The organism is Erwinia sp. PME.40.26/001 (assembly GCF_055556675.1).
Window position 1 is genome coordinate 304,974 of the sequence record NZ_JBVHNP010000001.1, and the last position, 22,946, is coordinate 327,919.

19 protein-coding genes and 1 pseudogene are annotated in these 22,946 nt (G+C 58.0%); 10 read left to right on the forward strand and 10 right to left on the reverse strand.

The genetic code is table 11. The features are described 5' to 3' along the window. Positions 1-88 precede the first annotated feature (88 nt). From ACZ3HG_RS01735 to spy, 8 genes are all read left to right on the forward strand, one after another. Positions 89-1,531 carry a YchO/YchP family invasin gene (locus ACZ3HG_RS01735; protein ID WP_191935983.1) on the forward strand — a complete coding sequence of 481 codons (1,443 nt, stop codon included), beginning with the start codon at positions 89-91 and terminating at the stop codon, positions 1,529-1,531. 146 nt (positions 1,532-1,677) lie between these two features. Further along, positions 1,678-2,583 (forward strand): bestrophin family protein, encoded by a 906-nt coding sequence (locus ACZ3HG_RS01740; RefSeq protein ID WP_191932146.1) that lies wholly within the window; start codon positions 1,678-1,680, stop codon positions 2,581-2,583. Between the two features lie 427 nt (positions 2,584-3,010). Next, complete coding sequence (locus ACZ3HG_RS01745; RefSeq protein WP_191932147.1) at positions 3,011-4,231, forward strand: aspartate aminotransferase family protein; 1,221 nt, start codon at positions 3,011-3,013, stop codon at positions 4,229-4,231. Beyond that, positions 4,228-5,262 carry an arginine N-succinyltransferase gene (gene astA / locus ACZ3HG_RS01750; protein ID WP_191932148.1) on the forward strand — a complete coding sequence of 345 codons (1,035 nt, stop codon included), beginning with the start codon at positions 4,228-4,230 and terminating at the stop codon, positions 5,260-5,262. The genes ACZ3HG_RS01745 and astA overlap by 4 nt, the downstream gene beginning before the upstream one ends. Beyond that, positions 5,259-6,728 carry a succinylglutamate-semialdehyde dehydrogenase gene (astD, locus tag ACZ3HG_RS01755; RefSeq protein ID WP_191932149.1) on the forward strand — a complete coding sequence of 490 codons (1,470 nt, stop codon included), beginning with the start codon at positions 5,259-5,261 and terminating at the stop codon, positions 6,726-6,728. Before astA ends, astD begins: the two co-directional genes overlap by 4 nt. After that, positions 6,725-8,053: an N-succinylarginine dihydrolase gene (gene astB, locus ACZ3HG_RS01760; RefSeq protein WP_191935981.1), complete on the forward strand. Its 1,329-nt coding sequence runs from the start codon at positions 6,725-6,727 to the stop codon at positions 8,051-8,053. The genes astD and astB overlap by 4 nt, the downstream gene beginning before the upstream one ends. Before the next feature lie 72 nt (positions 8,054-8,125). Then, a complete protein-coding gene (gene astE / locus ACZ3HG_RS01765) occupies positions 8,126-9,127 on the forward strand; it encodes a succinylglutamate desuccinylase (RefSeq protein WP_191932151.1) in 1,002 nt (333 codons plus the stop codon). A 323-nt stretch (positions 9,128-9,450) separates the two neighbouring features. Continuing rightward, positions 9,451-9,939, forward strand: coding sequence for an ATP-independent periplasmic protein-refolding chaperone Spy (gene spy / locus ACZ3HG_RS01770; RefSeq protein WP_465331582.1), 489 nt, complete (start codon positions 9,451-9,453; stop codon positions 9,937-9,939). 76 nt (positions 9,940-10,015) lie between these two features. Here the strand turns inward: spy and cho are convergent, their stop codons facing one another. From cho to ACZ3HG_RS01790, 4 genes are all read right to left on the reverse strand, one after another. Beyond that, entirely contained in the window at positions 10,016-10,891 is an 876-nt protein-coding gene (gene cho, locus ACZ3HG_RS01775) for an excinuclease Cho (RefSeq protein WP_191935979.1), read from the reverse strand. A gap of 84 nt (positions 10,892-10,975) precedes the next feature. Then, a complete protein-coding gene (gene nadE, locus ACZ3HG_RS01780) occupies positions 10,976-11,803 on the reverse strand; it encodes an ammonia-dependent NAD(+) synthetase (RefSeq protein WP_191932154.1) in 828 nt (275 codons plus the stop codon). A gap of 123 nt (positions 11,804-11,926) precedes the next feature. Then, positions 11,927-13,117 carry a multidrug effflux MFS transporter gene (locus ACZ3HG_RS01785; RefSeq protein ID WP_191932155.1) on the reverse strand — a complete coding sequence of 397 codons (1,191 nt, stop codon included), beginning with the start codon at positions 13,115-13,117 and terminating at the stop codon, positions 11,927-11,929. Then, positions 13,114-13,698: a TetR/AcrR family transcriptional regulator gene (locus ACZ3HG_RS01790; protein WP_191932156.1), complete on the reverse strand. Its 585-nt coding sequence runs from the start codon at positions 13,696-13,698 to the stop codon at positions 13,114-13,116. Before ACZ3HG_RS01790 ends, ACZ3HG_RS01785 begins: the two co-directional genes overlap by 4 nt. 196 nt (positions 13,699-13,894) lie before the next feature. Between ACZ3HG_RS01790 and osmE the strand changes: the two genes are divergently transcribed. After that, complete coding sequence (osmE, locus tag ACZ3HG_RS01795) at positions 13,895-14,230, forward strand: osmotically-inducible lipoprotein OsmE (protein ID WP_191932157.1); 336 nt, start codon at positions 13,895-13,897, stop codon at positions 14,228-14,230. A 118-nt stretch (positions 14,231-14,348) separates the two neighbouring features. Here the strand turns inward: osmE and katE are convergent. The 5 genes and pseudogenes from katE to ACZ3HG_RS01820 form a co-directional block, all read right to left on the reverse strand. Further along, positions 14,349-16,424: pseudogene (gene katE / locus ACZ3HG_RS01800) on the reverse strand (catalase HPII); the annotation flags it as partial. A gap of 197 nt (positions 16,425-16,621) precedes the next feature. Beyond that, complete coding sequence (locus ACZ3HG_RS01805) at positions 16,622-18,019, reverse strand: L-cystine transporter (protein WP_062743511.1); 1,398 nt, start codon at positions 18,017-18,019, stop codon at positions 16,622-16,624. Between the two features lie 173 nt (positions 18,020-18,192). After that, positions 18,193-18,774 (reverse strand): metal-dependent hydrolase, encoded by a 582-nt coding sequence (locus tag ACZ3HG_RS01810; protein WP_191932159.1) that lies wholly within the window; start codon positions 18,772-18,774, stop codon positions 18,193-18,195. 151 nt (positions 18,775-18,925) lie between these two features. After that, on the reverse strand, positions 18,926-19,687 hold the full coding sequence (gene kduD / locus ACZ3HG_RS01815) for a 2-dehydro-3-deoxy-D-gluconate 5-dehydrogenase KduD (protein ID WP_465331587.1): 762 nt from the start codon (positions 19,685-19,687) through the stop codon (positions 18,926-18,928). Between the two features lie 209 nt (positions 19,688-19,896). Continuing rightward, entirely contained in the window at positions 19,897-21,111 is a 1,215-nt protein-coding gene (locus ACZ3HG_RS01820; protein ID WP_199771257.1) for an MFS transporter, read from the reverse strand. Between the two features lie 114 nt (positions 21,112-21,225). On the opposite strand from ACZ3HG_RS01820, the gene ACZ3HG_RS01825 reads away from it, so the two are divergent. Next, on the forward strand, positions 21,226-22,119 hold the full coding sequence (locus ACZ3HG_RS01825; RefSeq protein ID WP_191932161.1) for a LysR family transcriptional regulator: 894 nt from the start codon (positions 21,226-21,228) through the stop codon (positions 22,117-22,119). Positions 22,120-22,155: 36 nt separating this feature from the next. On the opposite strand, the gene hxpB is transcribed toward ACZ3HG_RS01825, so the two are convergent. Beyond that, positions 22,156-22,827: a hexitol phosphatase HxpB gene (gene hxpB / locus ACZ3HG_RS01830; protein WP_191932162.1), complete on the reverse strand. Its 672-nt coding sequence runs from the start codon at positions 22,825-22,827 to the stop codon at positions 22,156-22,158. Between the last annotated feature and the right edge of the window lie 119 nt (positions 22,828-22,946).

Below are 22,946 nucleotides of genomic sequence, written 5' to 3' on the forward strand. Positions count from 1 at the left end.
CTCACCGGCTTTTTCTGTGCTAAGGTTATCGGTATGATTTTGTGAAGCAACTCACACTTACACAGATAATAAAATTGCTTTTGAGGTTATGAACAGATTTCGCCACGGGTTTTTCCCTTCGTCATTCCTGCTGTTTTCCCTGGCCCTCTGTGGCTTGCCGCTTGCCCCTGCGCTGGCCTTCGATCAGGCGACGCGTGTCCCGGATGCGCCGTTTGATGACCCCACCCGATTCCGTCAGATGCAGCAACAGCTGCCGGGAATGGGGATCACTGATACCGATAGCGGGCTGGCGGCAAAAATTGCCCAGGCGGCGAAAAGCATCGGTGAAGCGAGCATGAACAACGACAGTGACCGATCGCTGCGCGAAGAGGCCGGGCAGTGGGCATTTAATCAGTTTCGTGATGCCGCCACCCAGCGTGCCGCCAGCGAGGGGGAGCAGTTGCTCTCCCCCTATGGCCGGGCCAGCGTGTCGCTGGCGGTCGATGACGAAGGCAGTTTTAACGGCACCTCAGCCCAGCTGTTCACGCCGTGGCAGGACAACTATCAGTATCTGACCTTTAGCCAGCTTGGCGTCCAGCAGACCGACTATGGCACGGTAGGCAATGCTGGCGTCGGGCAGCGCTGGATCGCCGGAAGCTGGCGGGTGGGTTACAACGCGTTTGTCGACGACCTGTTCGAATCTCATCAGCAGCGTGGCTCGCTGGGTGCGGAAGCCTGGGGCGAGTACCTGCGTTTTTCTGCCAACTACTACCATCCTCTGACGGGCTGGCAAAACCGCAACAGCACTTCGCAGATGCGCATGGCGCGGGGGTATGACATCACCACCCAGGGGTATTTACCGTTTTACCGCCAGCTCGGGGTTAGCCTGAGCTATGAGCAGTATCTGGGCAAGCGGGTCGACCTGTTTAACAGCGGGAATGCGATGTCTAACCCCACGGCCGTGTCGCTGGGGGTGAACTATACGCCGGTGCCCCTGTTTACCCTCTCCGCCAGCCATAAAGAGGGGGACAGCGGCGAGTCACAGGATCAGTTTGCTTTAAAAATGAATTACCGCATCGGCGTCTCCCTCAGGCAGCAGCTTTCGGCCAGCAATGTCGCGGCGGCGAAGTCCCTCAGCGGCAGCCGCTATGATGAAGTGAATCGTAATAATTCACCGGTAATGGAGTTCCGGCAGCGGAAAACGCTGTCAGTGTTCCTCGCCACCCCTCCGTGGCAGGTACAGCCGGGTGAAACCCTGGCGCTGAAGCTACAGGTGCGCAACAGCAACCCGATCAGGGCGGTCAGCTGGCAGGGCGATACCCAGGCCCTGAGCCTGACACCGCCGACCGAGAAGGCCAGTGTTCAGGGCTGGAGCATTATTGTCCCGGCCTGGGACAGTAGTGAAGGGGCCAGCAATGAGTATCATCTGTCAGTTACGCTGGAAGACAGTCGGCAGCAGCGGGTGACATCTAACTGGATCACCCTGAAGCTGGCCCCACCGGTCACGCTACAGCCCGCTGACGTCGGGAGTTTCGACCTGATGGCACCCTGAATTCAGCGGATTGTGCTGACCGCTGAATCGGGGGTTTTTGTCAATATGCCGCCCTGAAATAAAGGTGATCAAAGTCACAAAATACCGCTTCTCAGGCGCGGGGATTTTCTGCACAATCTGCGGAAAATCCCATTCAACTGCACATCATGATCATCCGCCCTGAGAGTCACTGGTTTATCCGCCTGTTCGCCTGGCACGGTTCGGTATTGCCGGGCATCTGGTTCCGCCTGTCGCTGAATTTACTGATGTCCCTGATCGCCATTTTTTGTCTCGACTGGTACGAAACGCTGGGTATTAAGCTGACCCTGGCGCCGTTCAGCCTGCTGGGGGTCTCCATCGCGGTGTTCCTCGGGTTCCGTAACAGCGTCTGCTTCGGTCGTTTTATCGAAGCCCGTATGTTCTGGGGCAACCTGCTTATCGCCTGCCGCACGCTGCAGCGCCTTGCGCTGGCCATTTCACCCGCCGATGCGCCGCGCGTCACCTCTCTGTTGCTGGCCTTTTCCTATAGCCTGAAACACCAGCTGCGCCACAGCGACGCGCGCGAGGATCTCCGCCGCTATCTGGGGGAGGAGGCGGAGGAGGTGTTGAAACGGCGTTCGCCAACCAACTTTATTGAGCTGCAGCTCTCCCAGTGGCTGGCCGAGCAGCGTCGTCGCGGGAATCTTTCCGACATCCTGTATATGCATATGGACAGCAATATCAATCAGCTCTCTCAGGTGCTGGGCGGGTGTGAAAGGCTGGCCAGCATGCCGGTACCGTTCGCTTACGGGCTGCTGTTGCACAGAACCGTTTATCTGTTCTGTACGCTGCTGCCTTTTGCCCTGGTGCCCGATTTGCACTATATGACGCCGCTGGTCTCAGTGTTTATTGCCTATACCTTCCTGTCGCTGGATACGCTGGCGGAAGAGCTGGAGATGCCGTTCGGCCTGGCGACTAACCACCTGCCGCTGGATGCCATGTGTACCAACATTGAGATCAACCTGCGTGAAATGAATCTGGACGAGGATCTGCCAGACACTCCGCGCCCGGACAGTCGCTACCGGCTGACCTGACGGACGGGCTGCTGCCCGGTTATCAGTCCCCCCTTACGCTTCCCTTATTACCGCCACATGCCCGGTTCAGGTGCGCCACCCTGGTGCGCCTGACCTTTTTCAGGGCGTTAACTGCCTCTTTTTAAAACCAAATTCCGGCTTCGATCACACATTCGATATTTTATTTCGCCACTGCATAATTCTGCTTTTTATTATGCTGTAAACCCCCGTTGATCAGATTGTTATTCACTTTCTATGCATTAACGATGAATAGCGATCTTGCGTAACTTATTGATATACGGTGTTTGGTCCCGGTTTATGCATTTTTTTCTCTGGCTGGCACGCGGTGTGCAATCTACAGTAGAGCTGCAATGAATCATTTCATTAACATTAATTAAACTTTTAATTCACCCTGCCTGCGCAGGGTAATGTGAATAACGAGGCCGCCATGCAACCGTCAGTTACCCGTGAAAATTTTGATCAATGGATTGTTCCCACCTATGCCCCGGCCAGCTTTGTTCCGGTAAAGGCAGAGGGTTCGACACTGTGGGATCAGGAAGGGAAGTCGTACATCGACTTTGCCGGGGGTATTGCGGTCAATGCGCTCGGGCATGCGCATCCCGAGCTGCAACGCGCCTTACAGCAGCAGGCTGCCCTGCTGTGGCACACCGGCAATGGTTATACCAATGAACCGATCCTGCGCCTGGCGAAACAGCTGATCGATGCCACCTTTGCCGACCGGGCATTTTTCTGTAACTCCGGGGCAGAAGCTAACGAAGCCGCGCTGAAACTGGCGCGTAAGGTGGCGATGGATAACGGGCAACCGCAGAAAAACGGTATTGTGGCGTTCAAAAATGCCTTTCACGGCCGCACGCTGTTTACCGTATCCGCCGGGGGGCAGCCAGCGTATTCGAAAGATTTTGCCCCCTTACCGCAGGGAATCGAGCATGCGGTCTATAACGATCTGACCTCAGCCGCCGCGCTGATTAACGACCAGACCTGCGCGGTGATTGTCGAACCTATTCAGGGGGAAGGCGGTGTGGTGCCGGCGGAACCCGGCTTTCTGCGCGGCCTGCGCGAGCTGTGTGACAGTCACGGTGCGCTGCTGATTTTTGACGAAGTGCAGAGCGGCGTCGGCCGCACCGGTTCGCTGTATGCGTACATGCACTACGGCGTGACGCCGGACGTGCTGACCACGGCGAAAGCGCTGGGCGGCGGCTTCCCTATCGGGGCGATGCTGACCACCGAGACCCTGGCCGCCCATCTGAATGTGGGCAGCCACGGCACCACCTACGGCGGCAATCCGCTGGCCGGTGCGGTCGGCGGTAAAGTGATGGAATTAATAAATCGCCCGGAAGTGCTGGCCGGGGTCGCTGAACGCCATCAGTGGTTTGTTGACGGTTTAACGGCGATCAACCAGCGTCTGCAGCTGTTCAGCGAAATTCGCGGTCTGGGGCTGTTGATCGGCTGCGTACTGAATCAGGATTACCAGGGAAAAGCCAAACTGATCAACCAGGCGGCCGCCGCCGAGGGCCTGATGGTGCTGATCGCCGGAGCCAGTGTCGTGCGCTTCGCGCCTTCCCTGATTATCACCCGCCAGGAAGTAGAAGAGGGGCTGGCTCGCTTCGAACGCGCCTGCCGCGCCGTCACTGAAGGAGCCCGCGTATGATGTTTATTCGTCCCGTTGAACGAGACGATCTCGCGCAGTTACTGCACCTCGCCGGGAAAACCGGCGGGGGCCTGACCTCGCTGCCTGCCGACAGCGACACGCTGTCAGCACGTATCGATCGTTCGCTGTTAACCTGGCAGGGCAAACTGCCGGATGCGGAACAGGGATACGTTTTTGTGCTGGCAGACAGTGAAAGCAAAAAAGCGGTGGGCATCTGTGCGATTGAAGTGGCCGTGGGTCTGCAGGACCCGTGGTACAACTTTCGCGTAGGCACCCAGGTTCATGCCTCCAAAGAGCTGAACGTCTACAACATGCTGCCCACGCTGTCGCTCAGTAATGACCACACCGGCAGCAGTGAGCTCTGTACGCTGTTCCTCGATCCCGACTACCGCAACGGTAAAAACGGCTATCTGCTGTCCAAGTCGCGCTTTCTGTTTATGGCCGGTTTTCGCCAGCACTTTATGCAGAAAGTGGTCGCTGAAATGCGCGGTGTGATTGATGAGCAGGGGAGCTCACCCTTCTGGGACAGCGTCGGAAGTCGCTTTTTCTCCATGTCATTTTCCGATGCTGACTACCTGTGCGGCACCGGGCAAAAGGCGTTTATCGCCGAGCTGATGCCGAAGCATCCGCTGTATATCGATTATCTGTCGGAAGAGGCGAAGGCGGTAATAGGCCAGGTACATCCGCACACCGCCCCGGCGCGGGCCGTGCTGGAAGCAGAAGGTTTTCACTTCCAGAATTACGTCGATATTTTCGACGGCGGCCCGACCCTTGAGTGTGATATTGACCGGGTGCGGGCGATACGGAAAAGCCGTCTGATGGCCGTCTCCCTGAGCGAGCGTCAGGATGATACGTTGCCGCTGTGCCTGGTTTCTAATGAAAACTATCATCACTTCCGGGTGATGCTGCTGCCTGCCGATCCACAGCGCGACACCGTCGCGGTCACGGCGGCCCAGGCCGAAATTTTAGGCTGCCAGCCGGGGGACAACCTGCGGGTAGTGACACTTTGTCGCGAGGAGAAGAAAGCATGACGCACTGTATTAATGGTCAGTGGCTGGCCGGTGGCGGTGAGATCCTGAGTAAAACCAGTCCGGTTGACGGAGAGCCGTTATGGCAGGGTAACACCGCCACCGCAGCCCAGGTGACCGCCGCCTGCGAAGCGGCGCGTGCCGCGTTTCCCGCCTGGGCCCGCCGTCCGTTCTCTGAGCGTCAGGCCGTTGCCGAAGCCTTCGCCGGTCTGCTGGAAAAAAACAAAGTGGCACTGAGCGAAGCCATCGCGCGCGAAACGGGTAAACCCCGCTGGGAAACCCAGACTGAAGTGCAGGCGATGATCAACAAAGTGGCGATCTCCGTCCGCGCCTGGCACGCCCGTACCGGGGAGCAGAGCAGTGGCGACAGCTCCCTGCGCCACCGCCCGCACGGGGTGATGGCGGTGTTTGGCCCCTATAATTTCCCGGGACACCTGCCGAACGGGCATATTGTTCCTGCACTGCTGGCCGGAAACTGCGTGGTGTTCAAACCCAGCGAGCTGACGCCGATGACCGCCGAACTGACCGTGCGGCTGTGGCAGCGTGCCGGACTGCCGGATGGCGTGCTCAACCTGGTGCAGGGCGGACGGGACACCGGACAGGCGCTGGCGCAAGAGCCGCAGGTTGACGGCGTGCTGTTTACCGGCAGCGCGGCCACCGGCTATCAGTTACACCGTCAGCTTGCCGGTCAGCCGGAAAAAATGCTGGCTCTGGAAATGGGTGGTAACAACCCGCTGATCGTGGAAGATCCCGATGATATTGAAGGGGCCGTGCATATTGCTATCCAGTCTGCCTTTATCAGCGCCGGACAGCGCTGCACCTGCGCCCGGCGAATGCTGGTGCGGCGCGGTGCGGCGGGGGATGCTTTTCTTCGGCGGCTGGTGGAGGTGGCCGCCCGCATCCGTACCGGACGCTGGGATGCTGAACCGCAGCCGTTTATGGGCAGCGTCATCTCCCTGCAGGCGGCTGAAAAAATCTTCAGTGAATGGCAGGCACGCGTGGATGCTGGTGGCCAGGTACTGCTGCCCATGCAGTGGCCGCAGCGCAGCAGTGCCATCCTGACGCCGGGTATTATTGACGTGACTGGCCTGCAGAATCTGCCCGATGAAGAGGTCTTTGGCCCGCTGCTGACGGTGATACGCTATGACGATTTTGACAGTGCGATCCGCATCGCTAATGACACCCGTTACGGGCTGGCCTGCGGGCTGATTTCACCGCAGCGTGAGAAATTTGAACGCCTGCTGATTGAGGCGCGTGCTGGTATCGTCAACTGGAATAAACCGCTGACCGGGGCGGCCAGTACCGCACCGTTTGGCGGGGTGGGCGCTTCAGGCAACCACCGCGCCAGCGCCTGGTATGCCGCCGATTATTGCGCCTGGCCGATGGCGTCGCTGGAGTCGGCTGACCTGTCGCTGCCCGCCACGCTCTCCCCGGGTCTGGATTTTAGCGCGCAGGGAGAGACGCCATGAAAGCCCTTGAAGTGAATTTTGACGGTCTGCCCGGGCTGACCCACCATTACGCGGGGCTCTCCTTTGGTAATGAGGCTTCAACACGCTATCAGCACCAGGTGTCTAATCCAAAGCTGGCGGCGCTTCAGGGGCTGATGAAAATGAAAGCCCTGGCGGACAGGGGGTTTCTGCAGGGAGTGATCCCACCGCACGAGCGTCCTAACATTGATGCGCTGCGGCAGATCGGCTTCAGCGGTAGCGACGAGCAGGTGCTGGCGCAGGCGGCGAAACAGAATCCGGCGCTGCTCTCTGCCGTAAGTTCCGCCTCTGCCATGTGGGTGGCCAATGCCGCCACGGTGTCGCCCTCTGCCGACAGCGCCGACAGCCGGGTGCACCTGACCGTTGCCAACCTGAATAATAAATTTCACCGCGCGATGGAGGCGCCGACCACCGGGGCACTGCTGCGGGCGATATTCCGCGATCCTCAGCACTTCAGCGTGCATGATGCACTGCCGCAGGTGGCCATGTTTGGTGATGAAGGGGCGGCTAACCATAACCGTTTCGGCCAGCACTACGGTGACGCGGGGGTACAGCTGTTTGTTTATGGCCGCAGCGAGATGGACGGCAGCGTGGCACCGTCTCGCTACCCGGCACGTCAGACCCGTGAAGCCAGCGAAGCCGTCAGCCGTCTGCATCAGCTCGACGCCGCGCGCACCGTTTTCGCCCAGCAAAATCCTGCGGTGATTGACCAGGGCGTTTTTCACAACGATGTCATTGCGGTCAGCAATCAGCAGGTCCTGTTCTGTCATCAGCAGGCTTTTTTACACCAGCCGGCGCTGCTGGCCGGGCTGGCGGAGAAGGTGCCGGGCTTCACGCCCATCGAGGTCCCTGACGACCGCGTCAGCGTCGCCGATGCAGTGGCGACCTATCTGTTTAACAGCCAGCTGTTAAGCAAGCCCGACGGCAAAATGCTGCTGGTTCTGCCCGATGAAGCGCGCCGTCACCCGGGCGTGTGGTCTTATCTGAGTGAGCTGGCGGCCAGCGGCGGCCCCATCGATGAACTGAAGGTCTTCGACCTGCGCGAAAGCATGTGTAACGGCGGCGGCCCGGCCTGTCTGCGCCTGCGCGTAGTGCTGAACGCCGCACAGCAGGCGGCCGTTAATCCGGCCGTGATGATGAATGATACGCTGTTTGCCACCCTTAACGGCTGGGTGGAGCGGCACTACCGCGATCGCCTGTCGCAGGCCGACCTCGCGGACCCTCATTTGCTGCGGGAAGGACGTGAAGCTCTCGATGAGCTCACTAAGCTGCTAAACTTAGGCAATGTTTACCGTTTTCAGCAGTAACGCGATGATCGCAGGGCCGGAGGTTTTCTCCGGCCTGTCAGGGCTGAACGGCGATTGATGTAAGGAGTAGCAATGCAGGATTTCCTCACCTTAACCCTCAACGGGCAGATCCCTGCCCAGCCAGAAGGACGCAATGAGCATCTGAGCTGGCGCTGGATTGACGTGGGCATTCTTGAAATTACCCCGCCTGAGACCGTATCCATGGCGCTGGTGGTTTCGGCGGGCGTACACGGCAATGAGACCGCCCCCGTCGAGATCCTCGAGCAGATGGTGGACTCGCTGCTGCGCGGCGAGCGGCCGCTGTTAACCCGTCTGCTGGTGATCTACGGCAACCCGGCGGCACTGCGGCAGAATAAACGTTATCTGCACGGGGACATGAACCGGATGTTCGGTGGTCGCTGGCAGCAGTATGAAGACTGCCCGGAAGCTCGCCGCGCCTGGCGTCTTGAGCAGGCAATGGAAAACTTCTGGCAGGCGGGAGAGTACGAAGAGGTGCGTTGGCATATCGATATGCACACGGCCATTCGAGGCTCGTACCATACCCGCTTTGGCGTCATGCCGCAGCGTGATACGCCGTGGCCGGAAACCTTTATGGACTGGCTGGCGGCGGCCGGGCTGGAAGCGCTGGTATTTCACCGCTCCCCGGGCGGGACATTTACCCATTACAGCAGCCAGCATTTCCAGGCGGCCAGCTGCACGCTGGAGCTGGGTAAGGCGCTGCCGTTCGGGGAAAACGACCTCAGTCAGTTCAGTGCGGCCGTGCAGGCGCTGGACGCGCTGATCAGCGGGGGGACGCTGCCTGAAGTGGCCGCCGCGCCGCGCCGCTATCGCGTTTCACAGCAGATCACCCGGCATACCGACCGGTTTGTGTTGCACATGAGCGGCGACACCCTGAACTTTACCGCCTTTCCGCAGGGGGCCCTGCTGGCTGAAGATGGCGACAAACGCTATTACGTGCAGCAGGCGCAGGAGTTTGTTCTGTTCCCGAATCCTGACGTCGCCAGCGGCCTGCGTGCCGGTCTGATGCTGGTGGAAGACACCGCGCATAATGAAGCGCTGGGGTCGACGCCGTAACCGCGTCGGTGCTGACGCTGCGGCCGTTTGACGGCCGCATTGTCCCTTGCTCTTTTTTCCGCCATAAACCCTCACTTTTTCCTTTCGCTATGCGGACACGCGTATTACACTTCTCCACAGTTTCTGCACAAACCCCTGTAAATTCATATTTTTTTGCAATTCCTCACGCAATCCTTCGCATTCTCTCCATGATTGGCGTCAATCTGTCTTTTATGCTTTCAGGGCTTTACCCAGGCTCTGGGTAATTGACATTCAGCGTCGTAAACTTGCTTTCGACATCACGACAACTGAATTGCCACAGACTGAACTATAAGGACAATATTATGCGTAAATTAACCTCTTTTGTTGTTGCCGCTACACTGGCTCTTGGCACTGCGGGTATCGTTCATGCCGCAGCGGATACCTTAACGCCGCCGCCAGCGGGCGCAGACAAACCTCTGATGCATAAGCCACCGCGTCACGGTGGGATGCACGAAATGTTCAAAGGGCTGAATCTGACCGATGCGCAGAAAGAGCAGATGCGCACCATCATGAAAGCCTCGCACAAAGAGATGAAGCGTCCTTCTCTGGAAGAGCGCCGTGCGGTGCACAGCATTATTGCGGCTGACAGCTTCGACCGCAGTAAGGCCGAGGCGCAGGCGACTGAAATGTCAGCAAACGGCAAAGCGCGCGCGCTGTCGATGCTGGAAACGCAGAACAAGCTGTATAACGTCCTGACGCCAGAGCAGAAAAAACAGTTTAATCAGAATTTTGAGAAACGTCTGACAGAAAAGCCTCAGCATGAAGGTAAAATGCCTCCTGCAGAAGACTAAAAGTCACTGATTAAACAGAGACCGCCGACGTTGCCCACCTTGCCAGAACGGCGGTGGTCAGCGTCGGCGGTCTTTTTTATGCCTCAGAAACGGGCAGGGGGATCACCGGTAGCTTACCCGACAGCAGCGGCCGGCAGAGGATTTTGTAACCGTCACTGTCGAAGCCCGGCGGAGTACTGCACAGTGCAGCGGCGTCTTCGAGTTCGCTGACGGAGCCCAGATAGAGCCAGTTATTGATCACATGGATCTGCTTGTGCATCACGCCCTGTTCCACCACCGCAATAGCCCCCGGCCAGGGCCAGCACTGTAGCCGCACGGCCTCCAGCGCTGCCAGCAGGCGCTGCTGATGCGCCTCAGGCGGTTCTTTGCCGCAGCAGGCACCGGCGCAGCGGCGCAGGCTGAAGCGAAAACACGGCCGCCCCTTGCTTAACGGCTCCAGACCCAGCAGGCCAAAGCAGAGCTGCTGCTCATCGGCAATTTTCTGCAGCGTCGCCAGCGCCGCCCGGCGGTGGGCATACAGGCCGAAGAGGTCCGGCGTATGCGAAAAATCGACCTCTTTGGCGTACACCACTTCCGGGCGGTCGTGCCGCAGCAGCAGGGAACAGAGCTGGCGGTTCTTACGCAGTCGCTTATTAAACAGCGGCTGCTGCAGCTTGATCATTTGTGCTTCCAGCAGCAGGGCTCCCATCTCTCCGGCGGTCGGGATAAAACTGATGCGGCGGGCCTGATAGAGCATTCGCGCTTCTGCCGGGGTCCGCAGATGTGACATCACACGGGTGCGAATATTGACGCTTTTGCCAATATACAGCGGCAGGGTCTCGCTCTCACCGTGAAAAATATAAACGCCGGGCAGGTTGGGCAGGTCAGCGATCCACGGACGCAGCTGTTCGGGATACTGATAGATGGCTTCAGCCTCGAATTCGAGGCGATGGCTGGCAGCTTTTCTTGTCACTCACAACTCCACTAACTGGTCAGATATACAGTATAGCAGAGGAATTTTGCGGGGCGAACCGGGAATTCAGTTCGCCCCGGCAGGTTATTTTTTCCAGAAATCGTCAAAAACAGTGATCGGAGGACGTCGCTTATGCTCGGTTTTCAGATACCAGTTCTCAATGGTGGCAGCCGCTGCAGAATCGATAGTTTCGCCCTGCAGATAGCGGTCAATCATCTCATACGTCACCCCCAGAGCCACTTCATCCTGCAGGCCGGGACGGTCGTCTTCCAGATCGGCCGTGGGGTGCTTGAGATACAGATGCTCAGGGCAGCCCAGCGCCTTCAGCAGCTGTTTGCCCTGGCCTTTATTGAGGCGGAAAAGGGGATTGATGTCCGTACCGCCATCGCCATACTTGGTGAAGAAACCGGTCACGGCCTCGGCCGCATGATCGGTGCCAACCACCACGCCTGAGGTCATACCGGCAATACTGTACTGGACCTTCATACGCTCACGCGCTTTTTCATTGCCGCGGATGAAATCAGAAAGAGCGATACCGGCGTCACGCAGCGCCTGCTCGCTGGCCTGTACGGCCGCTTTGATATTCACCGTCAATACGCGATCCGGCTGAATAAACGCAATCGCATCCTGGCAATCCTGTTCATCTGCCTGGACACCGTGCGGCAGACGTACGGCAATAAACTGATAGCCTTGATCGCCTGTTTCTGCACGGAGTTCGTTGATAGCGGTTTGACACAGCTTGCCGGCCAGAGTGGAGTCCTGACCGCCGCTGATCCCCAGCACCAGTGATTTCAGAAACGGATAGGTTTTCAGATACGACTTCAGAAACTCGACGCTGGTACGAACTTCTTCACGGGCATCAATTGTGGGTTTGACGCCCAGCGCCGCGATAATTTCCTGTTGCAATGCCATTGACCTCTCCTCAGATTCAGCGCCGGCGAACGGCGACACGCGATGTATATCTCTTAAAGCTAACGCGCCTGGCGTGAAACAACAACATTCAATCCGTTATTATCCGCGCCACGCGTTAAGGGCTTACTCTTTTTTGGGCTTTTGCGCCAGTCCGGTAAACATCAGGATGGCCAGCATATAGCAGCCAAAAATGGTGGCGGTCATGGTCAGCACCGAGGTGCCACCGATGCCGGTCACTGGCACACTGATGCCGCCCAGCGTAAACATGGTGACGCCAATCACGGCTGACGCGCTGCCCGCGCGATGGCCCTGGCTCTGCATCGCCAGTGAGGAGGCGGTCACCGAAATGACGCCGTTGCTGGCGACGGTAAAGAACAGGGCAACCAGCACCAGCGGCAGCGCCGCAGCGGTTAACCCGGCCAGCAGCAGGCTGGCCGATGAAATAAACGCCAGCGTCAGCCCGCCTTTGAGTACGCGATACTCACCCCAGAGCGGGCAGAGACGCGCACTGACCTGGGAAGCGATAATCAGACCGACGCCGTTGGCGGCAAAGCAGAAGCTGAAGGCCTGCGGAGAGAGCTGATAGATCTGCTGGAGCACAAAGGGGGAAGCGCCGATATAGGCAAACATCCCTGACATCATAAAGCCCTGGGTCAGACAGAAGCCCATAAACGGACGATGCGTAATGACCTGCCCCAGCGCGGCCCAGGCGGAGAAAATACTGCCCTGGCTGCGTCGCGCTACCGGCAGTGTTTCGTGCAGTTTGACGCGCGCCAGAATAAACAACATCAGGGCGATCAGGGCAATGACCATAAACAGGCCGCGCCAGTCAAGGAACGCCATCAGTGCGCCGCCCATCACCGGGGCCGCAATCGGTGCCAGCCCGTTCACCAGCATGAGCAGGGCGAAGAAGCGGGTCAGTTCATGCCCGCTGTACATATCACGGGCAATAGCGCGTGACAGCACAGCGCCCCCCGCGCCGGACAGCCCTTCAAACAGGCGGGCCAGCAGCAGCTGGTGAATATCCTGAGCCAGTGCACAGCCGATGGAGGCGATTAGCAGCAGCACCAGCGACAGCAACAGCGGGCGGATACGCCCGTACTTGTCGCTCAGGGGGCCAAAAAACAGCTGACCCAGCCCCAGTCCCAACAGCCCGGCCGTCAGACTAAGCTGTGCGGTGGCGGTCGGCGTATTCAGGTCGCGTGCCAGCTCCGGCAGGGCGGGCAGATACAGATCGATGCACAGCGGGCCGAGGGCCGCCAGCAGTCCGAGCGTAATGGCATAGCCAAGACGTCGGGAGTGAACAGGTGTCATGAATCCTCTGATTTAAAAAGAAGGTCGTTAATGTGTTGATACAGGACATGCAGACGTTCTGGTGAGGCTTTTTGCGGCGTAATGCGCCGGCAGGCGGTACCCTCGACCATGACGGCGAGGATCTCTACGCTGGCGCGGATACGCTCTTCACTAAAACCCGGGTAAAGGCGGGCGACTTTCTCGCAGGCATGGCTGAACATACGCTCATCCGCTTCGATCATCATTTTTGCCACGCGGGGGCTGCGGGTCGCTTCTGCCGCTACTTCCATCATCAGCGCCTCATCCTCTTCGTTGTTCACCTCGCGCCAGGCCAGCAGCTCGGGCAGGTGGACATTACTGCTGGTACTGAGCATCTCCTGCAGCCGGGTATCAATAATCCGCCTGACGATTTCCTGAATGATTGCGTCTTTACTGGCGAAATAGCGATAGATCTGGCCGACGCTCAGCTGTGCCTCGCTGGCAAGCTGCGCCATGCTGGCGGCGTGGAAGCCGTGCTGGCGAAAACAGCGACGGGCGGCGGTGATAATTTCGTCCTGACGCAGGCGATGACGGGCATCGCGGGCTTCTGTCTGTAGGCTCATTGTCGCTCCGCTGTTCGCTTGGACATTCGGTCAGGGCAAATGCACAAAACCGGGTTGACATGCGAAGGGTCATTCTCACTGCCGGATTATAAGCGTGACACGCATAAAGTGATAATAAATTGACGCCAAAAAGTTGATAAATCTGCATTTGTATTCCAGGCTTATGCTTACACGGAAATGACACGAGGAATAATAAATGCGTAAAGTTACGGGACTAATTGGTGCTGCAGTGGCACTGGCTGTGTTATCAGGTTGTACGGCTTACGATCGCGCTGAGAGCTATGCGACTAAGCCTGTTGTCCAGGATGTGAAAAAAGGAATGACGCGCCAGCAGGTTCGTGACATTGCCGGACCTCCTTCTACTGAAATCACCATGGTACACGCCCGTGGTACTTGCCAGACGTATGTCATTGGTGAGCGCGACGGCAAGCAGCAGACCTACTTTGTCAGCTACGCTGACACCGGCCGCGTGATGAATTACGGCTTCCAGAGCTGTAAAGATTACGATACCGACCCGCAGGTTAATCAGTAAACGATCCCTGTCTGACAATAAACGGCCACTTCGGTGGCCGTTTTTTTATGTCTGCTTTTCGGCTGTTTTCCGTTCCCACCGGCGTTTGCCGGCGAGAACGGACCCGTAACCGGACGGATTATGCCGGTACGCTTAACGCCTTCTGACTGCGCGACCAGATACGGTGTGCGGCCATGGCCGCCAGGAATTCGCTCATCAGAACGCCTTCCGCTTTCGTATCAATAATCACCCCTTCCTCCTGTTCGTCATCAGCCAGACCAAACTGCGCGGCAAAACGGCGTGCCCCGCCGCTCAGACCAATGACCTTCAAATGCTTATAGGCTTCCAGCAGGAAGTAACAAGCGTCGCCGCGTAGCAGCAGGGCATCAATATTCCCTTCCGGGACAATGACCGCATCAAAGGCCAGTGAGGGCAGCGCGGTAAAGGTGGCATCAACCGGCAGCTGTGAGCCGTCGCTGGCACGGACCTGGCCCATGTGGGGTGCCAGCAGCTTCGCATGTACGCCCTGGGTTTTCAGCGCCTGCAGAATGGCCAGCGTATCGGCGGCATCAACGCCGTCGCTTGTCAGCAGCGCCACCTGACGCCCTTTAATATTACCGCTGGGGACCGCATACAGGCTGAGGCTGGCATCCTTCTTCAGTCCGTTGACATCTTTCGGCGGTGCTGTCTGCATCTGCTCTTCGGTCAGCGCAATCCCCAGGTTTTCTGCCACGCTGTGCGCGAGGGAAATATCGATATGCGTCAGCTGATCGACCACCCGGTCCCGGATGTAGCTGCGGCCGACCTTGCTCAATTCAAAGGAGAAGGCATCAATAATATGCTGCTGTTCTACCTGGGTCTGACTCAGCCAGAAGAGGCGCGGCTGCGAATAGTGCTCGTCAAACGAGGGGCTACGCTCACGGACTTTATGTCCTTCAATCCGCTCCTGATAGCTCTCAAAGCCGCCGTGGCGGGCAGCAGGGGGCGTTTCCCTCGGCCAGTTATCATTGATTGAGTTTGGCTCGTAGTTGGCCGGGTTGGTATCGATATCCATGCGGTGCATCCCCTGGCGCTGAAAGTTATGGTAGGGGCACACGGGACGGTTAATCGGGATTTCATGGAAGTTAGGACCGCCAAGGCGGCTGATCTGCGTATCGGTATAGGAGAACAGTCTCCCCTGAAGCAGAGGATCGTTGGTGAAGTCCAGACCCGGTACGATATGGCCGGGATGGAAGGCGACCTGTTCTGTTTCTGCGAAGAAATTATCCGGGTTACGGTTGAGGACCATTTTGCCAATCAGTTCCACCGGCACCAGTTCTTCGGGGATCAGTTTCGTGGCGTCAAGCAGATCGAAGTCGAAGGCAAATTCGTCGCTTTCCTCAATGAGCTGTACACCGAGCTCGTATTCAGGGAAGTCACCGGCCTCGATTGATTCCCACAGGTCACGACGGTGGAAATCGGCATCGCGCCCGCTCAGCTTCTGCGCTTCGTCCCACAGCAGGGAGGCTTTGCCTGCCACTGGCTTCCAGTGAAAACGCACAAAAGTGGCCCGCCCTTCGGCATTGATAAACCGGAACGTATGGATGCCAAAGCCTTCCATGGTGCGATAGCTGCGCGGAATGCCGCGATCGGACATGGCCCAGATAACGTTGTGCAGCGTTTCCGGCTGCAGGGAGACGTAATCCCAGAAGGTGTCATGGGCGCTTCCGCCCTGAGGCATTTCATTGTGGGGCTCGGGTTTGACCGCGTGGACGAAGTCCGGAAATTTATGGGCATCCTGAATAAAGAACACCGGCGTGTTATTGCCGACTAAATCGAACACGCCTTCATCTGTGTAAAATTTGGTGGCGAAACCGCGGATGTCCCGCACGGTATCTGCTGACCCGGCGCCGCCCTGAACCGTAGAAAAACGTACAAAAACCGGGGTAATGGTATCAGGTGAGGCCAGAAAACCCGCTTTGGTGACTTGACTCATATCACGATAGGGCTGGAAGTAACCGTGCGCCGCCGAACCGCGGGCATGCACGATGCGCTCCGGGATACGCTCATGGTCAAAGTGCGTGATTTTTTCACGCATGATGAAGTCTTCCAGCAGGGTCGGGCCACGGGTACCTGCGCGCAGCGAGTTCTGATCGTCTGCAATTCGCGTCCCCTGATTGGTGGTCAGCGGCTGGTTTTTACCGCCCTTACGGAAGGGTTCAAGGGCCTCTACTTTGCTATTCACAGGGCAGGAAGGCTGTGGCTGGTCGGGGTGTTGCGTATTTTTTGACATGCTGTTTGCTCCGGTGACCGCATTAAGACACCAGTAACTATAGAACAGTGAGCAGTATACGCCTGAGAAATGAAGGGATATGGCGAATCAGGGTGGGAAAAAGAGACGGGCCGCCAGGGGGACGGCCCGTCAGCAACGGATTAACGGTGGGCCAGTTCGGCTTCGTTATCCGCATCGGTGTTCATGATCTGCCGGTCGGTTTGCTTCAGCCACTGGCTGGTGAGCGTACCGGCCGTCATGGAACCGTTAACGTTGAGCGCGGTTCGGCCCATATCAATCAGCGGTTCGATGGAGATCAGCAGCGCCACCAGAGTAACCGGCAGACCCATCGCTGGCAGCACAATCAGCGCAGCGAAAGTGGCACCGCCGCCGACGCCAGCCACACCGGCAGAGCTGAGGGTGACAATACCGATCAGCGTCGCAATCCACATCGGATCAAACGGATTGATGCCCACGGTGGGGGCGACCATCACCGCCAGCATCGTCGGGTACAGGCCGGCACAGCCATTCTGACCGATGGTTGCCCCAAAGGAGGCGGCAAAGCTGGCAATCGACTCAGGAATACCCAGACGACGGGTCTGTGCTTCCACGCTCAGCGGGATGGTAGCGGCGCTGGAGCGGCTGGTAAAGGCAAAGGTGATCACCGGCCACACCTTGCGGAAGAAGCGCAGCGGGTTGACGCCGTTGACCGACAGCAGCAGAGCGTGGACGGCAAACATAATGGCCAGACCCAGGTAGGAGGCCAGCACAAAGCTCCCCAGCTTGATAATGTCACTGAGGTTAGAAGTGGCAACGACTTTGGTCATCAGTGCCAGTACGCCGTAAGGGGTCAGCTTCATAATCAGGCGAACCAGTTTCATCACCCAGGCCTGCAGGGTATCGATGGCTTTCAGTACGCGCTGACCTTTCTCAACGTCATCTTTCAGCAGCTGCAGGGCGGCGACACCGAGGAACGCCGCAAAGATCACCACGCTGATAATAGAGGTCGGACTGGCCCCGGTTAGATCGGCAAACGGGTTTTTCGGCACAAACGACAGCAGCAGCTGCGGCGCGCTGAGGTCAGCAACCTTGCCGACATAGTTACTCTGAATGGCAGCCAGGCGCGCGGTTTCCTGCGCACCCTGCACCAGACCGCTGGCATTGAGACCGAACAGCCAGGTCACGAACACCCCGACCGCCGCCGCAATGGCAGTGGTAAACAGCAGTACGCCAATGGTCAGCAGGCTGATTTTGCCCAGCGAAGAGGCATTGTGCAGGCGCGCTACGGCGCTGAGAATAGAGGCAAAGACCAGCGGCATCACGATCATCTGTAACAGCTGGACATAACCGTTACCCACGAGGTTAAACCAGCTGACCGATTCTTTAATCACCGGGCTGTTTTCACCATAGATGATATGCAGCGCCAGGCCGAAAAGGACCCCGACCACCAGGCCAACCAGCACTTTTTTCGACAGACTCCAGCCCGTGCGGCTGGCTTTGGCCACCAGCAGCAGCAGTGCAACAAACACCACCAGGTTAATAATCAGTGGAAAATTCATTCCCAATATCTCCAAAAAAAAACGGACTACGGTGTAGTCATGCCTGCGGCAGTTAATTTCTGGCGCGCAGTAAGTAAACCAGTGACGGAATGGTATCAGTTAGTGGTGGTGCGGCCTTATATCCAAACGGAATGATTTATAATTTTTTGCACATATTTGTCCGTTTTTTCAGCTTATTGCTGCTTTATAAAGCGCTCGATGTGATTTTGTGCAGAGCTGACTACCTGGCTGGTCCAGTCTGATGCACCAAAAGGCAGCGCGCCGGGGGGGAACCAGATGGCATAGCCCACCAGGGCGAGGCACAGGGCGCGTTCGAGCTGATTGCCTTTCTGGCTTCGGAGCAGGGGCAGGCGGAAGCGCCAGCGGCACGGCCACAGCAGCGGCACGCCAGCGGGCGTCAGCATATCGGCAACGATGTGGCTGAGGTAACCCAGCACCATCCCCTGGAAGGCATCGGCCGGGATCAGCCAGCCCGACGGCAGTTTCAACTGCAGCAGAGCCACGCCACCGACCACCGCCAGCAGGCTGTGGGTAAAGCCCCGGTGGCCAAACGCCCGCGCGATGGGGTGCGACAGCCATGCAAGGCGCTGCCCCAGAAAGGATTTCGGGTGGTCGATATCCGGCAGCAGGCAGGTGAGCAGCGTGGCCGGAATGATATGCCACCAGTCAGCGCTGGCCAGCACCGGCGTCAGTTCAGCACGCTTGGCGAAAATAGCGCTGGCAATGGCAAAGATAAGATGGCCCTCGGCCGTCATGAGAATACCTGGCTACATAACTGTCAATGTATCCAGTATAGGGAATATATACAGTAGAATAAATATGTGACGCTGTAACGAAAGATAAATAAAGTGTGATGGATCGTAAGTTGAACAAGAGGGCGGTCGCGCCCTCTCGTACCGTTCAGGTTCAGCGAGCCAGCCAGCCGCCGTCGACGGCCAGGGTGAAACCGTTGACATAGTCAGAGGCCGGCGAGGCGAGAAACACCACCGGCCCCATCATATCGCTGCTCTGGCCCCAGCGGCCGGCGGGAATACGCTGCAGGATCTGCTGATTGCGTTCTTCATCATCGCGCAGCTGTTCGGTGTTGTTGGTGGCCATATAGCCCGGAGCGATGGCATTGACGTTGATCCCGTGCGCAGCCCATTCGTTGGCCATCAGGCGGGTCAGCCCCAGTACGGCGCTTTTTGACGCAGTATATGAAGGCACACGGATGCCGCCCTGATACGACAGCATCGAGGCGATATTGATGATCTTACCGCCGTGCCCCTGCCGGATAAAACGGCGGGCAACCGCCTGTGACAGGAAAAATAGCGTCTTGCTGTTGAGGTTCATCACCTCATCCCAGTCAGCTTCCGTGAAGTCCAGTGCGTCTGCCCGGCGAATAATCCCGGCATTATTGACCAGAATATCCAGCCGGGGACAGGCGGCCAGCGCCTGCGTCATCACGCTGTCGATACACCGGTTGTCGGACAGATCCGCCGTAATACTGATAAAACGACGTCCGGTCGCGGCGACTTTTTCTGCGGTTACACTGGCGGCTGAGCGATTGACGCCAATAATATCGCATCCCGCCTGAGCCAGACCCAGCGCCATTCCCTGGCCAAGACCGGTGTTGCAGCCGGTGATCATGGCCACTTTGCCTTCAAGATTAAATGTATTCAGGATCATCCTGGCTTCCTTATAGGTCAGTGGGCACGCGCAGTGAAAACAGCAGAACGGGGCGCGCGGGCCGGTACAGGAAGCATAGGCACATGGTGGATTGATTACAACAAAAATGAAACGATGTTTTATTATTTTTAATGTTAATCGTTAGAAATGGATAAAAGGCGAGAGCTGCGCTGCGCCAGGCACCGTTTCACCAGCACCTGGCGCAGGGATCAGCGCCGGGACGATCGCACGGCGTTGCCGTTTTTTTGGGCCGCGAGGGCGAAACCGGCCGACGTAACCAGTAAACCCGCCCCCAGTGCCGCAGGGCTCCACCAGCCAGAGGCATCAAACAGGATGCCGCCCAGTCCGGCGCCGGCGGTGATGGCCAGCTGGATAGTGGCCACCATCAGCCCACCGCCGGTTTCGGCATTCTCCGACAGCGCCTTACTGAGCCAGACACCCCAGGCGACCGGGGCCGGTGTGGCGATCAGACCCCAGAAAGCCAGTAGCAGACTGACGGGGATCACCGCATCGGCCATCACAATCAGCAGTATGGCGATCAGTGCCATGGCAAGCGGAATGGCTACCAGCCATGCGTAAAGCCTGTGCTGAAGCAAGCGCCCTATCAGCCACGTACCGACAAGGCCAAATCCCCCCAGCGCGAATAAAATCAGTGAAAGTTGGGTGACCGATACCCGCGTGACCTCCTCCAGTAACGGGCGCAGGTAGGTAAAGAGGGCAAACTGTCCCATAAACAGAAACAGGATCCCCGCCATGCCCAGCGCAACCTGAGGCTGACGCAGCAGGGCAAAAGGATTAGCGACGCCGTGGCGGCGGCGATCTACTGGCATCAGCGGAAGGCTGCGCCATTGCCAGACAAACGCCACCACGGCCAGCGGCACCACGATAAAGAAGGCTCCGCGCCAGCCAGTATACTGCCCGAGAAAGCTGCCCAGCGGGGCGGCGACCGTCGCCGCCAGCGCATTGCCGCCGTTGATTAATGCCAGCCCCTTTGCCAGCGCATGGGTGGGAAGCAGGCGCATCACCGTGGCGGTCGACATCGACCAGAAGCCACCGATAGCCATCCCCAGCAGCGCACGGCCCGCCATAAAGGTGATGCCGTCTGCTGCCAGCGTGACGACCAGGCCGGAGACGATCAGCAGAAAGGTGAAGCTCATCAGCACTTTTTTACGGTCCCAGTGGCCGGTGAGTGGCGTATTCAGCAGGCTGGTCATAACGGCAAACATGCCCGATACCGAGATGGCCTGTCCGGCACTGCCCTGGCTGATGCCAAGATCCTGCGCAATCGGCGTTAGCAGGCTGACCGGCATAAATTCAGAGGCGATGAGTACCACAACGCCAAGGGCCATAGAAAATACGGCTCCCCATGCTGACGGGGTGCGCTGATCGGCGCGGTTCTTTGCTTTCTTCACAATGGTATTCATAACGCTGTTCCCTTCCATAACCGTGCCAGAGAATAAAACGCTTTGAGTACGCTGATAAGGTGGGGTAATTTTGATGAACTTTTGAATAATATTCATTAATCTAACGAGCGCCGTATGAATGATATCCTGGCTTTTCTGGCTGTCGCCCGCGAACAAAGCTTCACTAAAGCCTCCCTCAGGCTGGGCGTCAGCCCTTCTGCACTCAGCCATACCGTGAAAAAACTGGAAGAGAGGCTGGGAGTAAGGCTGCTTGCGCGGACAACGCGTCACGTTGCCCCCACCGACGCCGGTGAACGACTCATGCAGTCAGTCGGCCCGCTGTTCGAGCAGATTAATGCTGAAATTGAACGCATGGGGGAGCTGCGGGAAAAACCGGCGGGAAGCCTCCGGCTGACCTGTTCAGATGACGCCGCTGAACAGCTGCTGCGCCCGGTATTACCGGCCTTCTTCCGCCAGTATCCTGACGTCAATGTCGAAATCTGTATTGATTACGGCTTCACCAATATTGTCAGTGAACGTTTTGATGCCGGGATACGTCTCGGGGAGTCGATCAGTCAGGATATGATCGCCGTTCGCCTTGGGCCCGACTGGCGTCTGTCGGTAGTCGGGTCACCCGGCTATTTTAAACAGCACCCGATCCCCACGCATCCCCGGGATCTGACCGCTCATCACTGCATTAACATCCGCCATAGCGTGGGAGGCAGCATCTACGCGTGGGAATTTGAGAAAGCGGGGCAGAAGATGAATGTCAGGGTAGAAGGACAGCTGATGTCCAACAGTACTCTCCCTGTCCTCAACGCGGCGCTGGATGGGGTGGGGCTGGCGTATGTTCCTGATTTTATGGCCCGGCCTCATATTGAGGACGGGCGACTGACCGAGGTGCTGGCTGACTGGAGCCCGTATTTTCAGGGCTTCCACCTCTACTACCCCAACAGAAGAAACATCTCTCCGGCCTTTGCCGCCTTTGTGGCTGCGGTAAAATATCGCGGACAGGTGAGGCCGGGGTAAAGCGCCGGGCGGCTTCGTGCAGCGCCCGGTATGTATTCAGCGACCGTGCAGGTGCTGTGCGGTCAGTTCCTCAAGGCTGCTGAGTTTGACATCCGCCAGTGACCAGCGCAGATCGGCGGCATGGATGGCGTCTGGGACCACAATGGATCGCATCCGTCCTGCTTTCGTCGCGATCATGCCGTTGAAAGAGTCTTCCAGCGTGACGCAGTTCAGTGGATCCACACCCAGGCGGGCAGCGGCATCCAGATAAACCTGCGGGTGCGGTTTACTGTAAGGCAGGGATTCCGCTGAGGCCAGTACCTCAAAGTAGTCGCGCAGGCTGAACATCTCTAGCACGCTTTCCAGCATAAACAGCGGAGAGGCAGAGGCGAGGCCAATTTTCAGCCCTTCTGACCGGCAGAGCTCAAGCGCTTGCTTAACGCCAGGCAGCAGCGGCCGGGTCTCTTCTACCAGGCTTAATGACCGGTTGATGATCCGCTGGGTGACTTCCGCCTGGGAAGGCCCATTCCACGGCAGGGTTTCATACCACATGCGTACCACCTGGTCGATGCGCAGTCCCAGCGTATCCGGCATTTCACCGCGGCGGCTCAGGTCGATGTCAAGGGTAGTGAAGATATCCAGCTCGGCTTGTTGCCATAACGGCTCTGAATCGATCAGCAGGCCGTCCATATCAAAAATGGCGGCAAGTACGGGGCGGTGATAAGTCATGCTACGGCTCCATTTGACAGTTTGTGGCAGTTTACCACGAAGCGGCGGGGGAAAAGTTATCATCCGACGGGCCAGCGTGTGCAAAGCGGTGATTAAGTCTGTATTTTGCAGGCACTTTT

Coding starts and splice junctions, on each gene's coding strand:
- ACZ3HG_RS01810 (WP_191932159.1), bottom strand. CDS start 18,774: ATGACGGCCGAGGGCCATCTTATCTTTGCCATTGCCAGCGCTATTTTC.
- ACZ3HG_RS01745 (WP_191932147.1), top strand. CDS start 3,011: ATGCAACCGTCAGTTACCCGTGAAAATTTTGATCAATGGATTGTTCCC.
- kduD (WP_465331587.1), bottom strand. CDS start 19,687: ATGATCCTGAATACATTTAATCTTGAAGGCAAAGTGGCCATGATCACC.
- nadE (WP_191932154.1), bottom strand. CDS start 11,803: ATGGCATTGCAACAGGAAATTATCGCGGCGCTGGGCGTCAAACCCACA.
- ACZ3HG_RS01805 (WP_062743511.1), bottom strand. CDS start 18,019: ATGAATTTTCCACTGATTATTAACCTGGTGGTGTTTGTTGCACTGCTG.
- astB (WP_191935981.1), top strand. CDS start 6,725: ATGAAAGCCCTTGAAGTGAATTTTGACGGTCTGCCCGGGCTGACCCAC.
- ACZ3HG_RS01740 (WP_191932146.1), top strand. CDS start 1,678: ATGATCATCCGCCCTGAGAGTCACTGGTTTATCCGCCTGTTCGCCTGG.
- ACZ3HG_RS01785 (WP_191932155.1), bottom strand. CDS start 13,117: ATGACACCTGTTCACTCCCGACGTCTTGGCTATGCCATTACGCTCGGA.
- ACZ3HG_RS01735 (WP_191935983.1), top strand. CDS start 89: ATGAACAGATTTCGCCACGGGTTTTTCCCTTCGTCATTCCTGCTGTTT.
- astA (WP_191932148.1), top strand. CDS start 4,228: ATGATGTTTATTCGTCCCGTTGAACGAGACGATCTCGCGCAGTTACTG.
- ACZ3HG_RS01825 (WP_191932161.1), top strand. CDS start 21,226: ATGAATGATATCCTGGCTTTTCTGGCTGTCGCCCGCGAACAAAGCTTC.
- hxpB (WP_191932162.1), bottom strand. CDS start 22,827: ATGACTTATCACCGCCCCGTACTTGCCGCCATTTTTGATATGGACGGC.
- ACZ3HG_RS01820 (WP_199771257.1), bottom strand. CDS start 21,111: ATGAATACCATTGTGAAGAAAGCAAAGAACCGCGCCGATCAGCGCACC.
- astD (WP_191932149.1), top strand. CDS start 5,259: ATGACGCACTGTATTAATGGTCAGTGGCTGGCCGGTGGCGGTGAGATC.
- astE (WP_191932151.1), top strand. CDS start 8,126: ATGCAGGATTTCCTCACCTTAACCCTCAACGGGCAGATCCCTGCCCAG.
- ACZ3HG_RS01790 (WP_191932156.1), bottom strand. CDS start 13,698: ATGAGCCTACAGACAGAAGCCCGCGATGCCCGTCATCGCCTGCGTCAG.
- spy (WP_465331582.1), top strand. CDS start 9,451: ATGCGTAAATTAACCTCTTTTGTTGTTGCCGCTACACTGGCTCTTGGC.
- osmE (WP_191932157.1), top strand. CDS start 13,895: ATGCGTAAAGTTACGGGACTAATTGGTGCTGCAGTGGCACTGGCTGTG.